Below are 18,819 nucleotides of genomic sequence, written 5' to 3' on the forward strand. Positions count from 1 at the left end.
TCATCTAGTTTAGCAACGCTAGCTTGTGGCTATAAATTTGTTCTAACGAACCATCCTCTCGGTTCAATGAACCAAGAGTACATCGTCACTCATCTATCACATCGCATATCCAAAGAAGAATCGAAAAACGACGTCGCTTATCAGAATCAGTTTTCTTGCATCCCTTCATCACTAGTCTTTCGTCCAGAGATATTAGATAAACCGCGTGTCCATAGTTTACATACAGCAACCGTCACCGGGCCAAAGGGAGAAGAGATTTACCGAGATAAATTGGGTCGAGTAAAAGTGCAATTTCACTGGGATAGAAGCGGCAAAAATGACGAAAACAGTTCATGTTGGCTGCCAGTATCACAAGGGTTCGCCAGTAAGGGGTTCGGTTCTCAGTTCACACCACGCATTGGTGATGAAGTGATTGTGCAATACATTGATGGTGATCCCAATCACCCTATCGTGACCGGCTCTTTATACAACAAAAACAGCTCAGCCCCTTTCAGCTCGGATACTCAAAATGGCATCAAAACTCGTTCAACGCCTAAGGGCAGCAGCAAGCAAGGAAACGAACTGCGTTTTGAAGATCAAAAAGACAAAGAACAAGTGTACTTACATGCTGAAAAAGATTGGCTACTGGACGTAAATAACGACAGCCAGTCAACAATTAAAGGCATGAAAAAGACCCAAGTTGAGAAGAGTGCCACCTTAAACGTTAAAGAAGATATACAAGTCGAAAGTGAAAAAACGCTTACCGCCAAAAGTAAAGACAACTGGACGGGTGACAGTGATAAAGATCTAAACCTCAGTGCTGCTTCCAACATCAATATTGCGGCTAAATCGACAGTCAGCGTTGATGGCAACCAAGTGTCGATCTGCGGTAAATCAAAGATCGAACTCAAAGTGGGCGCGAGTAAAATCGAGATCAGCGCTAGTGGTATTAAGATCGACGCTCCTCAAGTCTCTGTTTCAGGTAAAGCAAAAGCAGAAATGAAAGCCGCAATGATCAATATTGAAGGCCAAGGTAAGGCCGATGTAAAAGCAGCGTTGGTATCGGTTAATGGCAGCGCCATGACACAGATAAAAGCCGGGGCCATGGTGCAAATTCAAGGCGCAATTACAAAGGTAAATTGATGATGTTGATAAAGGTTCCCCACCAATCCGCGCAAGACATCTTAAATGTCTACGAGCCAAATGCTGCATTCGCAGAGTTAGCAGATGCAAACACTACGCCTATCGATTTGATTTCTGTGGCGATGGAACAAGAGCTGTTTGCCGATGCTGTAACTTTTCTTGCACATGCTCTCCCAGTTCGTGAATCCATTTGGTGGAGCGTAACCTGCGCCGCCTCTCTGCATCACTGGATAGAAGACGAAGCCAATGCCATTCGCGCAGCAAAGGCTTGGGTTTATACACCTGATGAAACAAGCCGCCGTTTTGCAGAACAAATGGCAGAAAAAGCGGGATTAGAAACCGGTGCAGGATGGGCAGCTCAAGCGGCTTTTTGGAGTGGTGGCAGTATGATTAAGCCAGAGGATCCTGCTGTTCCCCCTCCCCCATACTTGTACGCGCAAGCGGTCGCAGGAAGCATTAACCTTTCAGCAGTCTTACCTGACGGTGAAGAAGCAAAAGAACGCTATCAACAGTTTGTAGAAATGGGTCTAAACATCGCCTCTGGCGGGAACGGTCAACAATAGGGAAAGAACATGCTACCAGCAGCCAGAGCAACAGACATGCACATGTGCCCGATGCAAACACCAGCAGTGGTGCCAATACCTCACGTAGGCGGGCCATTACTCCCACTTCCAACAACAGTATTGATCGGCAACCTACCAGCCGCCACTCTAGGGCAAATATGTGTTTGTGTCGGCCCACCAGATAGTGTTGTTAAAGGAAGTGCAACCGTACTGATTAACAATAAGCCCGCGGCGCGCATGGGCGATCTAACTGCCCATGGCGGAACTATAGTGATGGGGATGCCAACCGTATTGATTGGTGGGTAATCACATTTCACTCAAGTTAAATAGGCAGATGAACCGCACAATTTACAGGCTTTGTTGCTGAATTTAGTTTATGAGCGTACGCTAGCTAAATCGCATGCACCATCTCCCGAGATCGCCTTGATGACTCTGCGTGTTTGAGTAGATTGGGGAGTACTTCCGCATCTGTCACACCTTATAATGTCAGCTCCGCTGCGATAATTTCATGAGTATAGGAATCAACAGCAAGATGGAGTTTACGCCAGACTCTACGCTTACCATCGGTTTCTGCTTTTTCACTTTCCATTCGCCCTCACCATATACCTTGAGTCCAGTTGCATCAATGGCTAGGTGCTGAATAGTGTCTCGTGTAGAGGTTTTAAAGCAAGCCTCAACATCGTTAGATCGGCGACTTATGCAAGTATAGTGGGGACCAACCAATGGAACATTCGCCGATCTAAAAACGGAGTCGATAAAGCCTTGCAACCCCCTTAAATGTAAGGAAAAAATGCGCTTATCATGAAAGCAGTTGTGATAGCTAGGTCACTAAACAATCGTGGTCTACCACGCCCATCCTGCTAAGGTTGTTTCCACTCAGTTATCGCTTCTTCATCAATCCAAAACGTGAGTAAACCTCGGGTGATGAGTGAGTTATTGTACTTGCGCCAGTTAGTGGTTTTATAGCGAGGGATTTGCATGAAATTAAATTAAGTGAATGTCCCTGATCTGATCGTAAGATTCTGATTTAGCTCATTCAATTTCAGCAACAAAGCTTTTTCAAGTGCTAATGAGACCAAGAGGTAGCTTGGTGGCTCGAATCCTAAGTAGAAGCCGATAATGCTCTTTGTATGAGTGTCGTAAAAAAGTGTATTAATTAGAATTTGTGTTGAAGTAATGGTTGGTTTTTCTACTTCACTAGTAACTAGGTTTTCGATGCCACCAAATGCTTTTAATTGCACTGCTTTCATAAGTTGTTACCTATTTTATTTGTTTAAATTCGCCTAATTTCTAAACTAAAATCCGTTGGGGTTATCTATAATGTAAACCCAGCCACCATCTACATAGCGCATAACTTCAAGAGCTGTTCCTGTCATAGCATTTGATATCTCCCACTCCGTGCGAATCATGGCAACGTCATTATTAATGTGGATAGATACACTTTTTGTCACTATTTCCACATCACCTTGCATGAATGTTTTTAATACCTCTTTTATTTCGTCATGACCTTTGGCTTGATTACCCTCTTTATCGAGGACGAGTACTGCATCTTTATCAAAGAGAGTGCTCAAACCTTCTAAATCGTGCTGGGCAAAATACTGTCCAAAAAGAGCGTGAAGCTCTCCAGGTGTTTGAGGCTTGACATATTCCGTAGCTTGTAGGCCAAATGAGAAAATAGGGAGAAAAAGTAAAATAAATCGCATAATTAGTCCTTGATTATTACTGTGCCAATGTAAACCCAACTGGTGCGTTGCTGGTTTGATAACAATAATGAACTTGGTTACTAATTAAAATTAGCTACTAAAAAGTAACTAGTTACACAAAGGTAACTAATGGTTTGTGGTAAGCTTGAACATTAGACTGATCACTAATGCATAAGAGCAGTATGGATTATTTATGAAAGTGACGAAAAAGGTAGTGGGTCATCAAGTACAGCCCAATGACTACTGTAGCGTGGATAAGTATTTAACTTTGATATCCACGAAGTGGACAGCTCATATCGTCTGGCTTTTGGGTCAAAGTGATGAAATGCGTTTTGGACAAATTCGCAAACAGTTAGCGTTGGTTTCAAGTAAAGTGCTCACAGAACGTTTGAAGCTGCTTCAACAGTATGGCTTTGTATGGCGTAGGCAAGAAGATACTATACCAGTGACTGTAAACTATGGCTTAACACATAAAGGAAAAGAGTTTGCACAAATAGTTAATTTTATTGTGCAAAAAGCGGACGACTGGGATTCGAGGTAATTAGGTGTTGAATACCCATCCTCTATCTTTTGGCGCTATTACTACTTGAACGATTCTTTTCTCATTCAGCGTTACCCTCAACTAAGAGTTGGATTTTAAATAAAGGAGTTCAGACTTGCTCCTTTTTGCCATTCGGATAACTTTTAGTAAGACTAGTACACACTAATAGAATGTAAGTGAACAAAAGATAAATAGTTTTGGGGCAGAGTCGTGTTTGCCGAGATTGGCTTCAGAACGTCCTTGGACAACAACGCTGGTTAAGCTTTAGGTCACCACTCCATTCAGAATCTTAAAGGCACAATGAACTTTACCGATTCGCGGTGCTCAAAAGGTGAAAATTTTAACTTATATATTAATTTTAAGGGATTGAAATGGGCCTGATTCGGATAATTCTAGTAATACCGCTACTTATTGTTGGCGTCGCCAAAGCGTCTTCTACTATCCATAGTATCGAGCGGCAAGATGGCTCATCGTTAATTTATTACCTCACCAAAACGGCGGAAAATCCGAGTAATACCTTGTTGGTTATCATGCAAGGCTCTGATTGCAATAGCGTCTCCCACAGCACGACGATTAATGACCTATTTTCTCAAACGGCGCCAGAGGCTGATTTACTCACGGTAGAGAAATACGGGCTAAACCAAGCGATCAGGTGGAATCCCGATGGCGATAGCCCTGATTGCCCGACAGCGTACATTCAAAAGGATTCACCGACACAGCGCACGGCAGACTACCGACAAGTGATCGAAAGACTCGAGAGTAATTATGAGCACATTATTGTACTTGGCGGGAGTGAAGGGGCCGTAGTTGCCGCCATGGTCGCGTCACAAGTTCCATCGGTTGATAGCTTAGTGTCTTTGAACGCTGGTGGGCGCTTCTTCGTTGATGATGTTCTCTATAATATGGAGCAAACTATGCCATCGGAAGCCTTGATAGAAGCAAAAAATGGTTTCTTGGGTTTTCAGCAAGCCGTGGTAAGCGCTGAAACAATGGACATCAATATGAGCTCCCATGGTTTTGCTTGGTGGAAAGAGATGCTGACGTTAGACCAAAGGACGATACTTGAACGGGTCAGTGCCGACATTCTCATTTTGCAGTCGGAGCGAGACATTAACGTTTCACCTGATCAGGCGAAACGACAAGCAGAGCAACTGATGCAGTCGCGTTCGAACGTGTCGTTTGTGTTACTCGCTGGTTTGGATCACGCTTTTCAAAACCAGCGAGGAGAAAGTGAGATACCAGCCGTTATCAAACAGATTCGAGCATGGTTAGAACGAACTTAGTTAGCACAGGAAGAAAAAGAAATGGAAAAGAAATGGGGTAAGGTCTTGCGTTTTGCCACACATTACTTTTGCATATCAAAACTAGCTGACTATCGGAAACGTAATCGAAGTGCAACAAGCTTTGGTGCGAGTTGAACTAGCCAGAGGTAGCTAGCTCGAAGCTGGACAAAAGTGTTTTAGATTCAGCATCTGAAGTTGTGACATTCAGATTAGAAAAACTATGGAACGATGAATCTGTCAGTAAAAAGTAGAGCTTTTAAGTGAGTACCGTTTATGTGCAAATTTGCCCCTTTAAAGAAAACTGACTGGTGCAAATACATCTTAAAACGTACCTCAACAAAAAAGGTCACTCCCCCGAATGACCTTGGCAAATGCCAATTTAGGTATAATAGACAGCACCTACTACAAATATTTTGAATTATCAATTTGACGTAAGGAACTCAGCCACTTTTTCTAAAGTAGGAACGTTTCCTTTCGGACCGACAGAGCCAACGCTGATTGCAGCAGCAGCACACGCAAACTCAAGTCCTGAACGCAGTGGCATCTTATTTATTTGGGTATATAAAAAGGAAGCGTTAAATGTATCCCCTGCACCAGTTGTATCTACTACTGGCACATTAAAACCTGGGTAGGAATCATACTCACCATTTACAAAAGCAATAGCACCATCCTTACCTAGCGTGACAACTACACCATCAAGTTGATAGCTTTCCACCATCGACATCAAGGCATCTTTAGAAGCGTCTTGCCCCGTCGCTTTCTTAAAACCATCTTGATTGAAGTAAACTAAGTCGGCACCCGTTAAAATTATGTTTAAATCGCCATCATCATTGACTATGGTAGGTTCAATATCAACAACTACCTTTGTAGAGCTATTTTTTGCAATTTTCGCCAGCTCTTTAAACTTTTCTAAATTTCCAGGCATAGTGTAAAGGTATCGACTGCTAGCAACTGCGACTACCACTAGTTCTTCAATAAATTCATAGCTGCTTGAAGGTACAAATATCAATGATTTCTCACCAGAGTCATCAAGCATGATAATTGCAGTGCTCTGTTCATAGCCCTTCGGTTGAAGCACAAACTTCAAGTCAACATTGTACTTAACATATTCATCTAAGACTTTGATGCCATGTTTATCGTCCGCTACTCGCGCTAAGGTTGCTGTTTTTAGGCCAAGAGAACCGCAGACGCATGCGCTATTTGCGACAGTCCCCCCAACTTGCTCCGCAATTTTAATACCTAAAACTTTGTCATCTTGTTTAGGTAAACGATCAACTTTCAATGTCATATCAACATTTGCATCGCCTACCGCTAATACATCATATCGTTTCATAGGTTTCCCTCAAATTTGTGCGCGAACCAAGCCATTCGCAACGGCTTTTTTCGCCATAAGAAAAGCTATCATCTGTGCAATAGACATTAATTCAATGCTTGTATGTTCTTTACTGAAAGACTCTTCTGTACGGTAGTTAAAGCTGATGAAATTATTAGAGTCTAAGAAAGCTTCATCAATTTCATATTGATGGATAAGCAATACCTTTGCGCCAACATTAAGTAAGTCTGTTATTGTTGAGCGTGTAAGCTCAGTAGCTTGTGAATCCTCATCAAAGATAAAGAATAACTTTCCGCGCTGAGGTAAAAACATACGCAAAGAGTGGTGATACTCTTCAGTTGGCATTGCATTCGCCTCAATCATTGGACCACATGCCAATAAATTAGCCATAGTTTCTGCTATATACGAGCTATAGCCAGTACCTAAGCATGTCCACCCAGCCGCGTGAATCATTAAATCAATGAGTTCTTCATTGAAGAAAGCTTCTGTCCTAGAAAGAACCCTTTCGATAATTTTCGGCGTATCCACTAACTCCAATACAAACTCTTTTGTAAGACCATTTCTGTTATCTAGAAACGAAATTAGATTTAATAATGCAATGAAAGAGCAGACCGTACTTTGGGTAGGCATACCACGCTTACTAGCTAACGTTGAGATGATATATGTAGGGCGGATAGGGCGAGACCATTTAGCCGCATCGTTAACTAATGCAATTGTTTTAAATCCGTTGATAATCGCCTTTTCTAGAGCAATGATTACTTGTGAATATCTACCACTAGAAGTGATAGCGATGACAAGTGTTTCGGAGTTCGCCGCTTGATATTCTTCATACGCAACAAAATCATAAGACTGTACTGCTTCTACAGTGATCCCACTATGCAAGTTCGCTGAAGCTTGAGCCATTTTAGCAACAATGTATGATTCGCCGCTTCCAATAAGTATGATTTTCTTTATACCCTCTAGGGCAAAACTAACTGTGCGTATTTGCGTTAAATTCGAAACAGTATCTCGAATCGCGACAGGTATACCGTCAATCTCATGTTTCGTAGCAGAAAGAGGCATAATTGCCTCTTTCTCATTTAACCATAAGTCTTTCACTCTATGCTCCGACTACGATTTCAGTTAAGCCTGTAGCAATACCTTCGATGTCGAAATCTTTATTATTTACCTCTAACCACTCCTGATACATATCTACAGGTAAAGCATCAAAGCCATGTAAAGCACCAGCAATTGAACCCACCATCGTTGCGATACTATCTGTATCGTTACCAACGTTAGCTGATGCAATAACCCCCTTCATTACATCGCCTTTAGTAAAGGCAAAGATCCCCATAGCACAAGGAATAGATTCATGGGCAGTAACCGAGTTACCTACATAACCCTCGATTTTTCGCAAGAATTCAACTGTATCGGTACATTGTCTTGCGATATCGATTGCAAGCTGAATCTTCATTTCAATACTTGGACCTGCAACGACACGAGCATGTTTTTTAGCCAATTCTTCGCCGATACGAGCGCCTTTTAGCGAAGCGTCCAGAATAGATGCAATTGTCGCATTCTCAGTCATCGCTTCAGACACAGCAGCGGCAATCGCACATGCTGATGCAATTGCAATATTTGTATCATGTGAAGGAAGACAGGTTTTAAGCGCCAGTTCACATGCAGCCTCAATGTTGCCAGGATAAACTAAACCAGCAGGTGCAACTCTCATGCCCGCACCATTAGTAACGCCAACTTGTGGTGCTTGACGTTCTGAAGTACCAATTCGACCAATCATATTGGTTGGAGTACCTTCTTTTAGCGCCTTAACGATAAGTTCTGTCGTTGGACCTTTGTAGTTCGCATAAGGTTGCATGTCAGCCCAACGTAGTAAGCAGTCTACCCAATCTTTATTCGTGAAATTATCTCTGCCTGCTTTGATGATACCTTCCGCTAAAACATACATTTGGCTAGCATCATCCGTAATAAGTCCTTTAACGCCATTTAAATCACCAGCAAATGTATCTTTTGGTGGCTCTACGAATTTCTCTAGCAATCCATCATATTTAGTTAAGATTTCATCAATTGAATATAGCTCTGTTGGCGCACCCAGAGCGTCACCCATACCCGCAGCAGCTAATGAACCTTTAATTTTGTTAAAAATAATTTTCTCTTTAGACATCAAACTGTTCCTTCTAAATTATGGATTTTTTGTGCAAGTTTTTGTTGTTTTCTTTTGTTATGAAGACTGTGGATAATTAAGGCGCTAATCGTAACGATCGCAGGGATCATCGCGACAATTTCACTTGGAATTTCAAATAGAGCGAGTCGAGGTTCTAATGCTGCGCTCGCACCAAACAGTAATGCTGCTAACATAGCTCCTATCGGATGTTTAGCGCCTAAATAGATAGCTGCAAGAGCGATAAACCCACGACCATTGGTCATATTGGCTTGGAAGAACGATAAGTAACCCATGCTGAGATAAATACCACCAAGTCCAGCGAACAAACCGCTTAATAGAATGGACTTATACTTTACTCGTTTTACATCAATACCCACTGAACGAGCAGCTTCTTCATTCTCACCCACTGCACGTAAGTTTTTACCTAAGCGGGTTTTGTATAAAAGAATGTTCACACCAATTACGCTAGCGAATGCCAAATAAGTAATTACGTTATAGCCTTCACCTGTATCAGAATTCAGTAAATCACCTAATAGTGGGATATGGTTAATAACCGGGATTTCCAATAACGGAAGTACTGGGCTAATTAATGTACTTGTAGAACCTTTATCCCCAGTTAAAATAAACATAAGGAATACAGTCACACCACCTGCCAAAACATTAATACCAATACCAGATAGGATTAAGTTGCCTCCCAACTCAAGGTGAAAGAATGCTAATACCCAAGCTAAAACTATTGACGAAAGCAAACCACAAAGCATACCAAACCAAGGAGCAAACCATGTAAGTTCTGGAAACCACACCATGAAGTATGCGCCAAACAAAACCCCGAAAAACGCGGCGATAAGCATCAGTCCTTCTAAAGCAATATTAATTACGCCACAAAGTTCAGTGATTAACCCACCCATGGTAGCTAAAATAAGTGGTGTTGCTGCTCTTAATGTTGCAGCTAAAAATGCAAACGAGAATATGGCTTCAAATGCTAATTCAAACATATTAAACCCCTTTATTTTCAAATTGAGCAATTACTTTTAATTTATTACTCTTAACTTTATTTAATAGACGAATTGCAAACGGCTTAATATGTTCAACCATGACAAAAAGAATAATTAATGCCTGAATAATCAAAACAATTTCACGTGGCACGTCTGTGCTTCGCTCCATGATTTGAGAGCCAACACGTAGATAACTATAAAGCAGTGCGCAAAGTGGAATAAGACGAGGGTCATTACGAGCAAGTAAAGCCACAACAATACCTTCAAAACCAATGCCAGGAGCAAGATACAAATTCAATCGACTCGTAACACCCAATGCCATGTGAGCGCCAGCTAATCCAGCAAATACACCACTAACAGCAAACGTAAGCATGACGATACGCTTAGTAGCAATACCACCATATTTAGCGAAACGCTCATTAATACCGATGATGTTTAGCTGGTATCCAAACTTAGAGCGATATACAAGCAAAATCACAAATGCTACAGCAGCAACCATGATATAAAACATCGACGTTAGGCGAGTACCATCCAAGATATAAGATAATCTCGCAGCTTCTGGTATAGTCTGAGAAGCGATATAACCTGCACTTGGGTCGTTCATGTAATACACGAGGACATATCTATATAGCTGCACAGCAATGGCATTTAACATCAACGTACTTACGATTTCGTTAGCATTCAAGTACGCTTTTAGGTATCCAGGTATTAGTCCCCAAAGAAACCCAACTGTTGCTGCTGCGACCAAAGCTAATGGAATAACAAAAAAACTTGGACCATCAATATAAATAGCCACACAAGCCGACACCAAAGCACCAAGGAATAATTGACCTTCCGCCCCCATACTGAACTGCTGTGCTCTAAAAGCTAAGCAAACAGAAAGCCCAAGTAGTGTTAATGTCGTGAAGTCAATCAACCAAGATCCCGTACGACTCATTCCTTTTAAGTGCAACGCACCATCAGCAAATGAAATTTTAGGGAAAGGACCAGTCAATAAAATTTTGAACGCACCGAAGGCATCTTCGCTAATAAATAGAGTAATAATAAAACCGATTAATATTGCTGCGAATACTACGGTAAATATTCTGGATAGTTCTCTAATCACTTTGTTTTCAAATACACACTTAATATTCATTAGATGTATCCTTTTTTAAACCAAGCATATAAAGACCTAAATCTTTTTCATCTATATTTTTATTATCAAGAACAGCCACAATTTCACCTTTGTAAACAACAGCTATTCTGTCTGAAATAGAGAGTATTTCATCAAGGTCGGCAGAAAATAAAAGAACGGCTTTTTTTTCTGATCTTAGTTTCAACAATTCAGTTCGAATTAATTCCGAAGCACCAATATCTACGCCACGTGTTGGTTGAGCAGCAATGAGTACTTTTGGATCAGAAGATATTTCACGTGCAATAACAACTTTCTGCATGTTACCGCCAGAAAGAGAGCCGATTGCTGTTTCTTGACTGTGGCATCTGATATCAAATCTTTTTATTAATTCATCTATGTGAGTTCTGGCAAATTTCATGTTAATTAAACCTAATTTGCCAAATGCTCTGTGATGAAATCTATCAATGATAATGTTGTCTCGGATAGAAGCGTCACCCGCAGTGCCATCACCTTTGCGGTCTTCTGAAACATGTGCGATACCTAAGTCTCGAACTTGTCTTGGTGTAAGTCCTAAAACTTCTTGGTTATAAAACTTGATAGAACCTGAGTTTGCTCGGCTTAAACCTACAATGGTTTGAGCTAGTTCAGTTTGACCATTACCCTCAACACCTGCGATACCTAAAATCTCGCCCTCATAAAGGTCTAGATTTAAGCCTTTTAGTCTTGGGATTCCTGCGGAGTCGGTATAATTTAGTTTTTTAATTTCAAGTGCTTTAGCACCTCGTTTAACAGCAGGTCTATCATATTGCGTTACGATCTCTCGACCGACCATTTTAGCCGCGATTTGTTCTTCGTTAACGTCTTTCGTGTCGTAACCACCAGTAACTCGCCCATGTTGGATAACTGTAATTCTGTCAGACGCGAAGGTCACTTCTTTAAGTTTATGAGTAATAAAGATAATCGACTTTCCTTGCTCTCTAGTAAGCTGCTTTAACGAAGCAAATAGTTCTTCACTCTCTTGAGGTGTAAGTACAGCAGTAGGTTCATCGAGGATAAGTAAGTCAGCACCGCGATAGAGTGCTTTTAATATTTCCACACGCTGTCTCATCCCTACAGGGATAGATTCCACCGTAGCTTCAGCGTCAACTTGGAAATTATATTTTTCAGAAAGACGCTTGGTTACTTCAATAGCAGCTTCTTTATCTAGTAAGTTGCCATTTAAAATATCGTTACCTAGCGTAATATTTTCAGCAACAGTGAATGATGGAATAAGCATGAACTCTTGGTGAACCATTCCAATACCAAATTCAATTGCTTCTTTAGGACCATTTAAATCTAGTTTATTGCCTCTGTAGTATATAGAACCGCTACTTGGCTTAATCATGCCGTACAGCATTTTCATTAGTGTACTTTTACCAGCGCCGTTTTCTCCACAGATAGCATGCATTTCACCCTGTGCTACGGTAAAACTAATATCTAAGTTCGCAACCACACCGTTTTCATACGTTTTAGATATATTATCTACTATTAAAAAATCATTCATAAGGCGTACCGATTCAATAGCCACAGTACTGTGGCTATTAGGTTTTATTATTAATATGTATTTAAAATTTAGTGTTTAAATGCAGAATTGATTTTTATTTTCCCGTTGATAATATCATTTTCTATTGCATCAATTTTGACTTGAATATCTTTTGGAGTTGCTTGCTTATAAACGTTATTTTTAGCCAATCCAACAGAGCCTTCTTTCACACCAACATATTCTGCGATACCGTATTGAAGTTTACCTTCATATGCTTTGTTTAAGGCAAAAGACAGACCAGCATCTACATTTTTCAATACAGACGTCAAAATTAAACTTGCTTGTTTAAGGTTTGATTCTTGAAGTAGCTGAGACTGGTCGGCATCAACGCCAATCGCATATTTATTACTTTCTGCCGCAGCTTCAAACACACCTTGACCAGTACCACCTGCAACAGAGAACACAATATCCGCTCCTTGACCATATAGTGCCTTAGCAATTTCTTTTCCTTTAGCTGGGTCTGTCCAACTGTTTGCGTATTGCACTAAAATTTTCGTTTCTGGATCTATCTCTTTCGCGCCTTGTTCAAAACCGACGACAAAATCTTTAATTACAGGAACTTCTTGTCCACCGACAATACCTACAACTTTAGACTTTTTGTTCATCAGACTTACATCTGATTTTGTCATTTCTGCCGCATAAGCACCTGCTAAGTATGATGCTTCATTTTGTTTGAACAGTAATGAATATACGTTGTCACATTTGTTAGAACATGCATCGTAGTTAACAGTCGCATCAACGAGAACGAATTTTTTCTCTGGATATTCTTGTGCAAGCTCTTGAACGATCGAAGCCATTGGATAGGTTACAGCGATATAAACGTCATAATCTTCAAACTCAACGATGTCGCGGAAGGAGCTTTCCCACTGTGTGCTGTCTAAGCCAGCTTCAACCGTTTTCGTTTTGACACCCAGTTCTTTCTTCACAATATCCATACCACGCTGGGCTGAATCCATGAAAGACTTGTCACCTAGCGTTCCATGAACAAAGTAAACAGCACTAAAATCCTTAGCCATTGCGCCAGATGAAAGACCACACGCAAGTACGGCACCACCGATGAACTTGGTATAAGCGTTGAGTTTGAACATAATAATATTCTCCATTCAGAAGTTTTTGTTACGATTGGAATGAACTTCGGTTTATTCTAATTTTGTAGTTATATCTACTTGATGGATAAACCATTTCAACATATTCCATCGGTTTATATTTCGACGAAAATGTTATGCGGCAACAAGTTATCAATGCTTCGTTTGCTGGTATTTCTAATAAACTGCATTCAGTAGGTGATGGTAGCCGAGCACTAATTGATTCCACGGCTTCAACCGGTTTTAAGTTCCATTTTGACTTAATTAGTCGGTATAGACTTTTTGAATCTAGCAGTTCTTCTTGGGTTAAAGCTTTCATATCTCCTAAAGGCAAAAACGCAGTATGGATACCGATTGGAGTAGTACCGGAAAAACGCAATCTCTTAATTTTTTGCACTTTTGAACTGCCAGCCTGCAAACCCAATTTTTCTCTTAAGAAGTCAGTCGGGCTTACTACAACCATTTCCAAAATTTGTTGATTTGGGATCTCTCCTTTCGAAGATATGTCATCACTAAAGCTATGCAGCGAATATAGGTGCTCTCTTGTCATTCGAGGCATCACAAAGGTGCCACTTCCATGCTCACTTCTTAAGTAACCTTCCTCCGTCATCAGCAAAATCGCTTTACGCACGGTGGAACGGCTCACGTCAAAATTTTCGCTAATATCACGCTCAGTAGGAATAGCGCTTCCTTCAACCCACTCTTCCTCATCTATCTTACGCTTGAGCGTTTGGGCTAATAAAACATACTTCGCCACTTTTCCACTTTCTGACATGTCTTTGGTCTCCTCCATAAATTAGGAGCATATTGTAACTAAGGTCAGTTGATAAAACCAAAATACATCAAATGGTACGTACCAATCAAACGCTTTATTGTCGGATAGCTTATTTCTTTAACTAGATCACACAAATGGTGGAAGCGAAGAACACAGCAGATAAAGCACACAAAAAATGTATGGTCCGCCCCGTAATTGCAACTACAATTAAGTAGTAACGGAGTTGGTTTGCGCTAATGTATTCGGAGTCCTTGTTGGGAGCACTAGCTTCCCAGCTCCACGATGATATCCGCGCCAGATTATCCTTAAAAAGCCCAAAGCATTGATTGCTATTTTTTGTGTCAGGTTCTTAATCTGGCCGATTGACCGTTTTTGTCATCACGTTCATTGGCGTTGCAAACTTGGTTATAGCTAAACAGCCTTAAAAGCTTGGCGGTGGTATAACACCGCCCAAGCTATCCTCACTAGCTTGTTGGCTAATGCGACTACCACTACATTAAATGGTTTGGTGGCTCGTAGGTTCACAAGCCACTCTCCAAACACTTTCCCTGTTGTCTCTAGTCTAGAGAGTACAGCTCTTGTCCCGTGGACAAACAGAGTTCTGAGGTGTTTATTTCCTCGTTTACTCATACCAAGTAGCTTGGTCTTTCCTCCCGTTGAGAATTGCCTTGGCACAAGCCCCAACCAAGCCGCCATCTCACGGCCATTGGTAAAGTTACTCGGAGAGCTTACATCGGCAATACATAATGTGGAGGTAAGATCGCCAATCCCAGGGATAGTTTTTAATAATTGAGCACTTTCATTGTTATTAACAATAGTTTGAAGCTTGTTATCTTGAGTTTTGATTTGTTCATTAAGGTACTTGTAATGTTCGTGGATAGATGTCAATTCACATAGCAAGCTTTTTGGTAGTGATACTGTTTGTTCTGCTAACCATTGAAACAGAGACTTCATCTTTGCATGCCCTTTGGGAAAGCTAAGGCCGAACTCAAGTAAGATCGCTCCGATCCGCGACATAGTGGCAGTTCTCTCCTTGATATAACTATCTCTGACTCGATGAATCGCTGCGATGACTTGAGCCTCTTCACTTTTTACAGCTACAAACCTCATGGTCGGTCGACTCGCAGCCTCTGCGATCGCTGAAGCATCGATGAAATCGTTTTTATTGCCTTTGACATAAGGCTTAACATACTGAGGAGGAATAAGTCGGGGCTGATGACCAAGTTCACCACACTTTCGAGCAAGCCAATAAGCACCGCCACAAGCTTCGAAAGCAATAGTTGTTGGTTCTATTTTACTAAGAAAGATTAAGAGTTGGTTGCGATTAAATTTACGACGAAACACCTCCACGCCACAACGGTTATGTGCGATAGCATGGAAGCAATGTTTACCTAGGTCGATACCTAAAATATGAATAGAAGACATATGGTTCACCTCATTCTGAGAGCCTACTCTAAGCTTAAGAGCTTAAGAGCTTGAGAGTGAGGCGGACCATATAATTAAGCCCCTTAAGATTTAACTTAAAGGGCTGCATTGCTTTGAGAGTAAACGGTTTAAAAATTAGAAGTTGTAACCCACGCTAAAGTAGTGACCGAATCCTGTAGTTTTACCAGCGAAGCCACCATCTTTTAATCCATACATATCTTTAAACAACTTCAGACCATAACCAACTGACAATTTGTTATTATGCCAGTAAATACCGTTGAACATAGAAGCACTGGTCGCTGAGTTATTTGCAGAATCGCTGTCATCCATACCAAACGAAAAATCACCATAACCTTGGTAAGCGATGAAAGAACCATTATCAAAATGCACTAGTGGATTAAACCATGCAGTACCAATTTGATAACCATTAAAATCACGTGTGTTGATATCATACTTGGCTTGTAGCGCCCACCCCATGACGCCCATGAATGGCACTTCAATATCAGCACCTAAACCAACTAATCCACCATACGGTGAATAGCCAACGGCATGACCGCCACCACCAGATGATAGCTCTGTTGCAACAAAAAACTCTTTAATTGGACCAACTGACAAATCTTTACCAATTAACCCATCGATTGACATACGAGGTGCGATTTTTACAAACATTTTTTCTTCGTTGTACTTATCGCTACTCTTCTTATCAAACGGATTAAACAAGTCTAAGTAACCATAAACATCAAAGATCCCTGACTTACCTCCAAACTCAAGTTCAATGTAATCATGATTTGATTCGCCAGGCAGTTCATTGTTCGCATACATGTAGTTGAACTTGAACCAGCGGTGATCATTTTTATAGATGCCATCAGAATAATCAGCAGCCATAGCGGGCATAGCGCAACCCAAAGCAATAGAAGTAGCTAAAAGTAGATTTTTTTTCATTTTTCGTCTCACTATATTGGTACGTACCTTTAATAATTTCACAAAAAATTTTAATGACAACTTTGAAGATACAAATTTTTGACAACGATCGTATTCAACCCCCAAACAAGACAAACTTTAATTAGTTTAAAATGAAAAATGCTCACTTAATGAGCAAAATCACACTTTTCGTACAGGTTTCATAAACAATATTGATTTTATCTCTAATAAAAGATAACAATCTATAATGAAAATTGGTCCGAACCAATACCAAGAAACAAAAAATACAATCAAGGAGTGTTCTATGAATCGCAATTTAGCAGTGTCTTTCTTAGCCCTGAGTGCAACCGCAGTGAGTTCTTTTGCAACTGCTGATGGTTGGCCTCATGGTTTCATCGACTATCGTCACGAATATTTAGATAAAGATGCCAAACATTACGACCGAGTTATGATGGGAAATTTTTTTAGTAATGGCATCGGCGTTTTGGGTGAACTTCGATACGCAACGAATGAAGGTGAAGAGAACGCTTGGGACCCTTCTAGCTTTACCAATAACGGTATGGGCCTCAGTATCGTCTACAAATTCAAGCCTCTAGATGATAAGAAATTTTGGCTAGAGCCAATGTTTTGGTTAGACAGCAGCAAATGGTGGTCAACTTACGAATTCGGTATGACTGTAGGTTACGATTTTTCTAGAGAGTGGCGTTTGTCTGGCCGATACCGCTATGACATGGATAAAGCAACAAGTGATTCAAAAGCATACGGCAATACGGATCGTAACAACGAACGATACGATGTGTGGTTAAAATATAACCCTGAAGGTACAGATCTACGTTTTACTTTTAATGGTGTTTACTACGACAACGATTACATCACTTGGAACAATGGTAAAAAAGACTATGCACTTGATCTCAAAGTTGGCTACAAACTTGGTTCTTGGGAGCCGTACTTCCGTTTAGCCGATAAACGAGCAAGCAAAACAACAGATGAGCGCCAACTCCGCTACCGTGTAGGCCTAACTTATTCTTGGTAATTTAACTTTAAGTCTAATAAATCGTATTCTAAAAGGAAGATTTTATGAAATTTTCTCACATACTCTACCCTCTCGCCATCGGCTCAAGTTTTTATTCTGTTAATGCCTTAGCTACTACTGAAGTCTCTTTGCTACATACTTATGACTTACCCACAGGTACACTTTTAGACAACCACACAGTAAAAGGTACTTCAGAGGCAGATATAAAAACCAAAGAGATTGGCGGGGTTTCAGATATTGTCATGACATCTCCTACTGATTTTATCGCCTTGACCGACTCTCGCTCTAGACCCGATGAAGGATTAAGTCGTTTCTACAAAGGCTCTTTCTCAAAGGATTATTCTTCTATTCGTATCAACGAGACAGTCATCTTAAAGAACGACAAAAATACTCCTTATGGCGCGAATGAGAAAGACCCAGAATCCATAGTATTACTACCAAATGGTAGCCTAGTGTGGGGTTCTGAAGGTAGCCATACTTTGATCAACACCGATACCAATGGAAAATTTATTAAAGACTTCAGTTCACTACTTCCTAGTTATTTTCTAGGTGATGGTAAAACTTCAGGTCTCCGCAAAAACCAATCATTTGAAGGAATGAGCCTATCGCCAGATGGTAGTACACTATTTGTCGCTACAGAGTCGGCTCTCGCACAAGACGGCTCGGTTTCCACAACAGAAATACCATCAGCAGCCCGAATTTTAAAATTCGCTGTTGATAAAAATTCCAACTTGAAGCTAGTTTCTGAATATACCTATATCGTTGACCGCATTAATGTTCAAAGCGACTTCGGCATCCATGACAATGGTATCTCAGAAATTTTAGCGATCAACAATAATAAGTTACTCGTTGTTGAACGTAACGGTTATGCCGTTAAAGAAGGATTCTGCTGCTTCAATTTCGACGTTAATGTTTTTAAAGCTGACTTGTCAAAAGCAACGAATATCTTAGGTACTCAAAACATTAGTGCTAAAGATGCGCCAAATCCAATCACTCCAGCTAGCAAAGAGCTTGTTTTCAACTTTGGTGATTTTGTTGAAAGCCAACAGAATTATGAAGGGTTAGCGTTCGGACCAAAAGTTAACGGCAAAGACACTCTATTGTTTGCCGCAGATAATAACTTTCAACCTCACCAAAAAACTCAATTAGTGCTGATGTCACTGACTGGGTTGGAGGACTAATT

The 18,819-nt window shown here is 40.7% G+C and carries 19 protein-coding genes and 1 pseudogene; 7 read left to right on the plus strand and 13 right to left on the minus strand.

Annotated elements, in window-relative coordinates; genetic code table 11:
• The 3 genes from IQR33_RS32375 to IQR33_RS05575 all read left to right on the plus strand — a co-directional run.
• Nucleotides 1–1,122 (plus strand): type VI secretion system Vgr family protein (locus IQR33_RS32375; protein WP_228013777.1); only part of this gene is annotated, 1,122 nt, incomplete at its 5' end.
• Entirely contained in the window at nucleotides 1,122–1,685 is a 564-nt protein-coding gene (locus IQR33_RS05570) for a DUF6931 family protein (protein ID WP_077282309.1), read from the plus strand. The genes IQR33_RS32375 and IQR33_RS05570, both read left to right, overlap by 1 nt.
• Before the next feature lie 9 nt (nucleotides 1,686–1,694).
• The gene (locus IQR33_RS05575) at nucleotides 1,695–1,991 is read left to right on the plus strand and encodes a PAAR domain-containing protein (protein WP_010446907.1); all 297 of its coding nucleotides are present in this window, start codon (nucleotides 1,695–1,697) and stop codon (nucleotides 1,989–1,991) included.
• 89 nt (nucleotides 1,992–2,080) lie between these two features.
• On the opposite strand, the pseudogene IQR33_RS05580 reads toward IQR33_RS05575, so the two are convergent.
• From IQR33_RS05580 to IQR33_RS05590, 3 genes and pseudogenes are all read right to left on the minus strand, one after another.
• Nucleotides 2,081–2,665, minus strand: a pseudogene (locus IQR33_RS05580) (IS5 family transposase); the annotation flags it as partial.
• 9 nt (nucleotides 2,666–2,674) lie between these two features.
• On the minus strand, nucleotides 2,675–2,935 hold the full coding sequence (locus IQR33_RS05585; protein WP_086587260.1) for a hypothetical protein: 261 nt from the start codon (nucleotides 2,933–2,935) through the stop codon (nucleotides 2,675–2,677).
• Nucleotides 2,936–2,980: 45 nt separating this feature from the next.
• Nucleotides 2,981–3,388, minus strand: coding sequence for a YybH family protein (locus IQR33_RS05590; protein ID WP_086587259.1), 408 nt, complete (start codon nucleotides 3,386–3,388; stop codon nucleotides 2,981–2,983).
• Between the two features lie 193 nt (nucleotides 3,389–3,581).
• On the opposite strand from IQR33_RS05590, the gene IQR33_RS05595 reads away from it, so the two are divergent.
• Both IQR33_RS05595 and IQR33_RS05600 read left to right on the plus strand, forming a co-directional pair.
• On the plus strand, nucleotides 3,582–3,929 hold the full coding sequence (locus tag IQR33_RS05595; protein ID WP_086587258.1) for a winged helix-turn-helix transcriptional regulator: 348 nt from the start codon (nucleotides 3,582–3,584) through the stop codon (nucleotides 3,927–3,929).
• Between the two features lie 371 nt (nucleotides 3,930–4,300).
• On the plus strand, nucleotides 4,301–5,212 hold the full coding sequence (locus IQR33_RS05600) for an alpha/beta hydrolase (protein WP_054577219.1): 912 nt from the start codon (nucleotides 4,301–4,303) through the stop codon (nucleotides 5,210–5,212).
• 421 nt (nucleotides 5,213–5,633) lie between these two features.
• Here the strand turns inward: IQR33_RS05600 and IQR33_RS05605 are convergent, their stop codons facing one another.
• The 10 genes from IQR33_RS05605 to IQR33_RS05650 form a co-directional block, all read right to left on the minus strand.
• Nucleotides 5,634–6,545, minus strand: a complete 912-nt coding sequence (locus IQR33_RS05605) for a carbohydrate kinase family protein (RefSeq protein WP_140184393.1) — start codon at nucleotides 6,543–6,545, stop codon at nucleotides 5,634–5,636.
• A 9-nt stretch (nucleotides 6,546–6,554) separates the two neighbouring features.
• Nucleotides 6,555–7,643: an SIS domain-containing protein gene (locus IQR33_RS05610; RefSeq protein WP_140184392.1), complete on the minus strand. Its 1,089-nt coding sequence runs from the start codon at nucleotides 7,641–7,643 to the stop codon at nucleotides 6,555–6,557.
• A 1-nt stretch (nucleotide 7,644) separates the two neighbouring features.
• Nucleotides 7,645–8,706, minus strand: a complete 1,062-nt coding sequence (locus IQR33_RS05615) for an ADP-ribosylglycohydrolase family protein (protein WP_193837299.1) — start codon at nucleotides 8,704–8,706, stop codon at nucleotides 7,645–7,647.
• Nucleotides 8,706–9,701, minus strand: coding sequence for an ABC transporter permease (locus tag IQR33_RS05620; protein ID WP_140184390.1), 996 nt, complete (start codon nucleotides 9,699–9,701; stop codon nucleotides 8,706–8,708). The genes IQR33_RS05615 and IQR33_RS05620 overlap by 1 nt, the downstream gene beginning before the upstream one ends.
• 1 nt (nucleotide 9,702) lies before the next feature.
• Nucleotides 9,703–10,836 carry an ABC transporter permease gene (locus IQR33_RS05625; RefSeq protein ID WP_193837298.1) on the minus strand — a complete coding sequence of 378 codons (1,134 nt, stop codon included), beginning with the start codon at nucleotides 10,834–10,836 and terminating at the stop codon, nucleotides 9,703–9,705.
• Nucleotides 10,826–12,358 carry an ABC transporter ATP-binding protein gene (locus IQR33_RS05630; protein ID WP_193837297.1) on the minus strand — a complete coding sequence of 511 codons (1,533 nt, stop codon included), beginning with the start codon at nucleotides 12,356–12,358 and terminating at the stop codon, nucleotides 10,826–10,828. The genes IQR33_RS05625 and IQR33_RS05630 overlap by 11 nt, the downstream gene beginning before the upstream one ends.
• A 68-nt stretch (nucleotides 12,359–12,426) precedes the next feature.
• Nucleotides 12,427–13,413 carry a BMP family lipoprotein gene (locus IQR33_RS05635; RefSeq protein WP_193837296.1) on the minus strand — a complete coding sequence of 329 codons (987 nt, stop codon included), beginning with the start codon at nucleotides 13,411–13,413 and terminating at the stop codon, nucleotides 12,427–12,429.
• Between the two features lie 100 nt (nucleotides 13,414–13,513).
• Entirely contained in the window at nucleotides 13,514–14,257 is a 744-nt protein-coding gene (locus tag IQR33_RS05640; protein ID WP_140184386.1) for a GntR family transcriptional regulator, read from the minus strand.
• 411 nt (nucleotides 14,258–14,668) lie between these two features.
• Nucleotides 14,669–15,682 carry an IS110 family transposase gene (locus IQR33_RS05645; protein WP_193837295.1) on the minus strand — a complete coding sequence of 338 codons (1,014 nt, stop codon included), beginning with the start codon at nucleotides 15,680–15,682 and terminating at the stop codon, nucleotides 14,669–14,671.
• 135 nt (nucleotides 15,683–15,817) lie between these two features.
• Nucleotides 15,818–16,624, minus strand: a complete 807-nt coding sequence (locus IQR33_RS05650; RefSeq protein ID WP_140184384.1) for an outer membrane protein OmpK — start codon at nucleotides 16,622–16,624, stop codon at nucleotides 15,818–15,820.
• Nucleotides 16,625–16,907: 283 nt separating this feature from the next.
• Between IQR33_RS05650 and IQR33_RS05655 the strand changes: the two genes are divergently transcribed.
• Both IQR33_RS05655 and IQR33_RS05660 read left to right on the plus strand, forming a co-directional pair.
• Nucleotides 16,908–17,636, plus strand: coding sequence for an oligogalacturonate-specific porin KdgM family protein (locus IQR33_RS05655; RefSeq protein WP_140184408.1), 729 nt, complete (start codon nucleotides 16,908–16,910; stop codon nucleotides 17,634–17,636).
• Nucleotides 17,637–17,680: 44 nt separating this feature from the next.
• A complete protein-coding gene (locus tag IQR33_RS05660; RefSeq protein WP_193837294.1) occupies nucleotides 17,681–18,817 on the plus strand; it encodes an esterase-like activity of phytase family protein in 1,137 nt (378 codons plus the stop codon).
• Nucleotides 18,818–18,819 lie beyond the last annotated feature (2 nt).

It is taken from the genome of Vibrio sp. OPT46 (assembly GCF_015163535.1).
GTDB lineage: Bacteria > Pseudomonadota > Gammaproteobacteria > Enterobacterales > Vibrionaceae > Vibrio > Vibrio alginolyticus.

What these genes read in the sequence shown, in the direction of transcription:
- IQR33_RS05570 (WP_077282309.1), top strand. Translation starts at nt 1,122, where the DNA reads ATGATGTTGATAAAGGTTCCCCACCAATCCGCGCAAGACATCTTAAAT.
- IQR33_RS05575 (WP_010446907.1), top strand. Translation starts at nt 1,695, where the DNA reads ATGCTACCAGCAGCCAGAGCAACAGACATGCACATGTGCCCGATGCAA.
- IQR33_RS05585 (WP_086587260.1), bottom strand. Translation starts at nt 2,935, where the DNA reads ATGAAAGCAGTGCAATTAAAAGCATTTGGTGGCATCGAAAACCTAGTT.
- IQR33_RS05590 (WP_086587259.1), bottom strand. Translation starts at nt 3,388, where the DNA reads ATGCGATTTATTTTACTTTTTCTCCCTATTTTCTCATTTGGCCTACAA.
- IQR33_RS05595 (WP_086587258.1), top strand. Translation starts at nt 3,582, where the DNA reads ATGAAAGTGACGAAAAAGGTAGTGGGTCATCAAGTACAGCCCAATGAC.
- IQR33_RS05600 (WP_054577219.1), top strand. Translation starts at nt 4,301, where the DNA reads ATGGGCCTGATTCGGATAATTCTAGTAATACCGCTACTTATTGTTGGC.
- IQR33_RS05605 (WP_140184393.1), bottom strand. Translation starts at nt 6,545, where the DNA reads ATGAAACGATATGATGTATTAGCGGTAGGCGATGCAAATGTTGATATG.
- IQR33_RS05615 (WP_193837299.1), bottom strand. Translation starts at nt 8,706, where the DNA reads ATGTCTAAAGAGAAAATTATTTTTAACAAAATTAAAGGTTCATTAGCT.
- IQR33_RS05620 (WP_140184390.1), bottom strand. Translation starts at nt 9,701, where the DNA reads ATGTTTGAATTAGCATTTGAAGCCATATTCTCGTTTGCATTTTTAGCT.
- IQR33_RS05625 (WP_193837298.1), bottom strand. Translation starts at nt 10,836, where the DNA reads ATGAATATTAAGTGTGTATTTGAAAACAAAGTGATTAGAGAACTATCC.
- IQR33_RS05630 (WP_193837297.1), bottom strand. Translation starts at nt 12,358, where the DNA reads ATGAATGATTTTTTAATAGTAGATAATATATCTAAAACGTATGAAAAC.
- IQR33_RS05635 (WP_193837296.1), bottom strand. Translation starts at nt 13,413, where the DNA reads ATGGCTAAGGATTTTAGTGCTGTTTACTTTGTTCATGGAACGCTAGGT.
- IQR33_RS05640 (WP_140184386.1), bottom strand. Translation starts at nt 14,257, where the DNA reads ATGTCAGAAAGTGGAAAAGTGGCGAAGTATGTTTTATTAGCCCAAACG.
- IQR33_RS05645 (WP_193837295.1), bottom strand. Translation starts at nt 15,682, where the DNA reads ATGTCTTCTATTCATATTTTAGGTATCGACCTAGGTAAACATTGCTTC.
- IQR33_RS05650 (WP_140184384.1), bottom strand. Translation starts at nt 16,624, where the DNA reads ATGAAAAAAAATCTACTTTTAGCTACTTCTATTGCTTTGGGTTGCGCT.
- IQR33_RS05655 (WP_140184408.1), top strand. Translation starts at nt 16,908, where the DNA reads ATGAATCGCAATTTAGCAGTGTCTTTCTTAGCCCTGAGTGCAACCGCA.
- IQR33_RS05660 (WP_193837294.1), top strand. Translation starts at nt 17,681, where the DNA reads ATGAAATTTTCTCACATACTCTACCCTCTCGCCATCGGCTCAAGTTTT.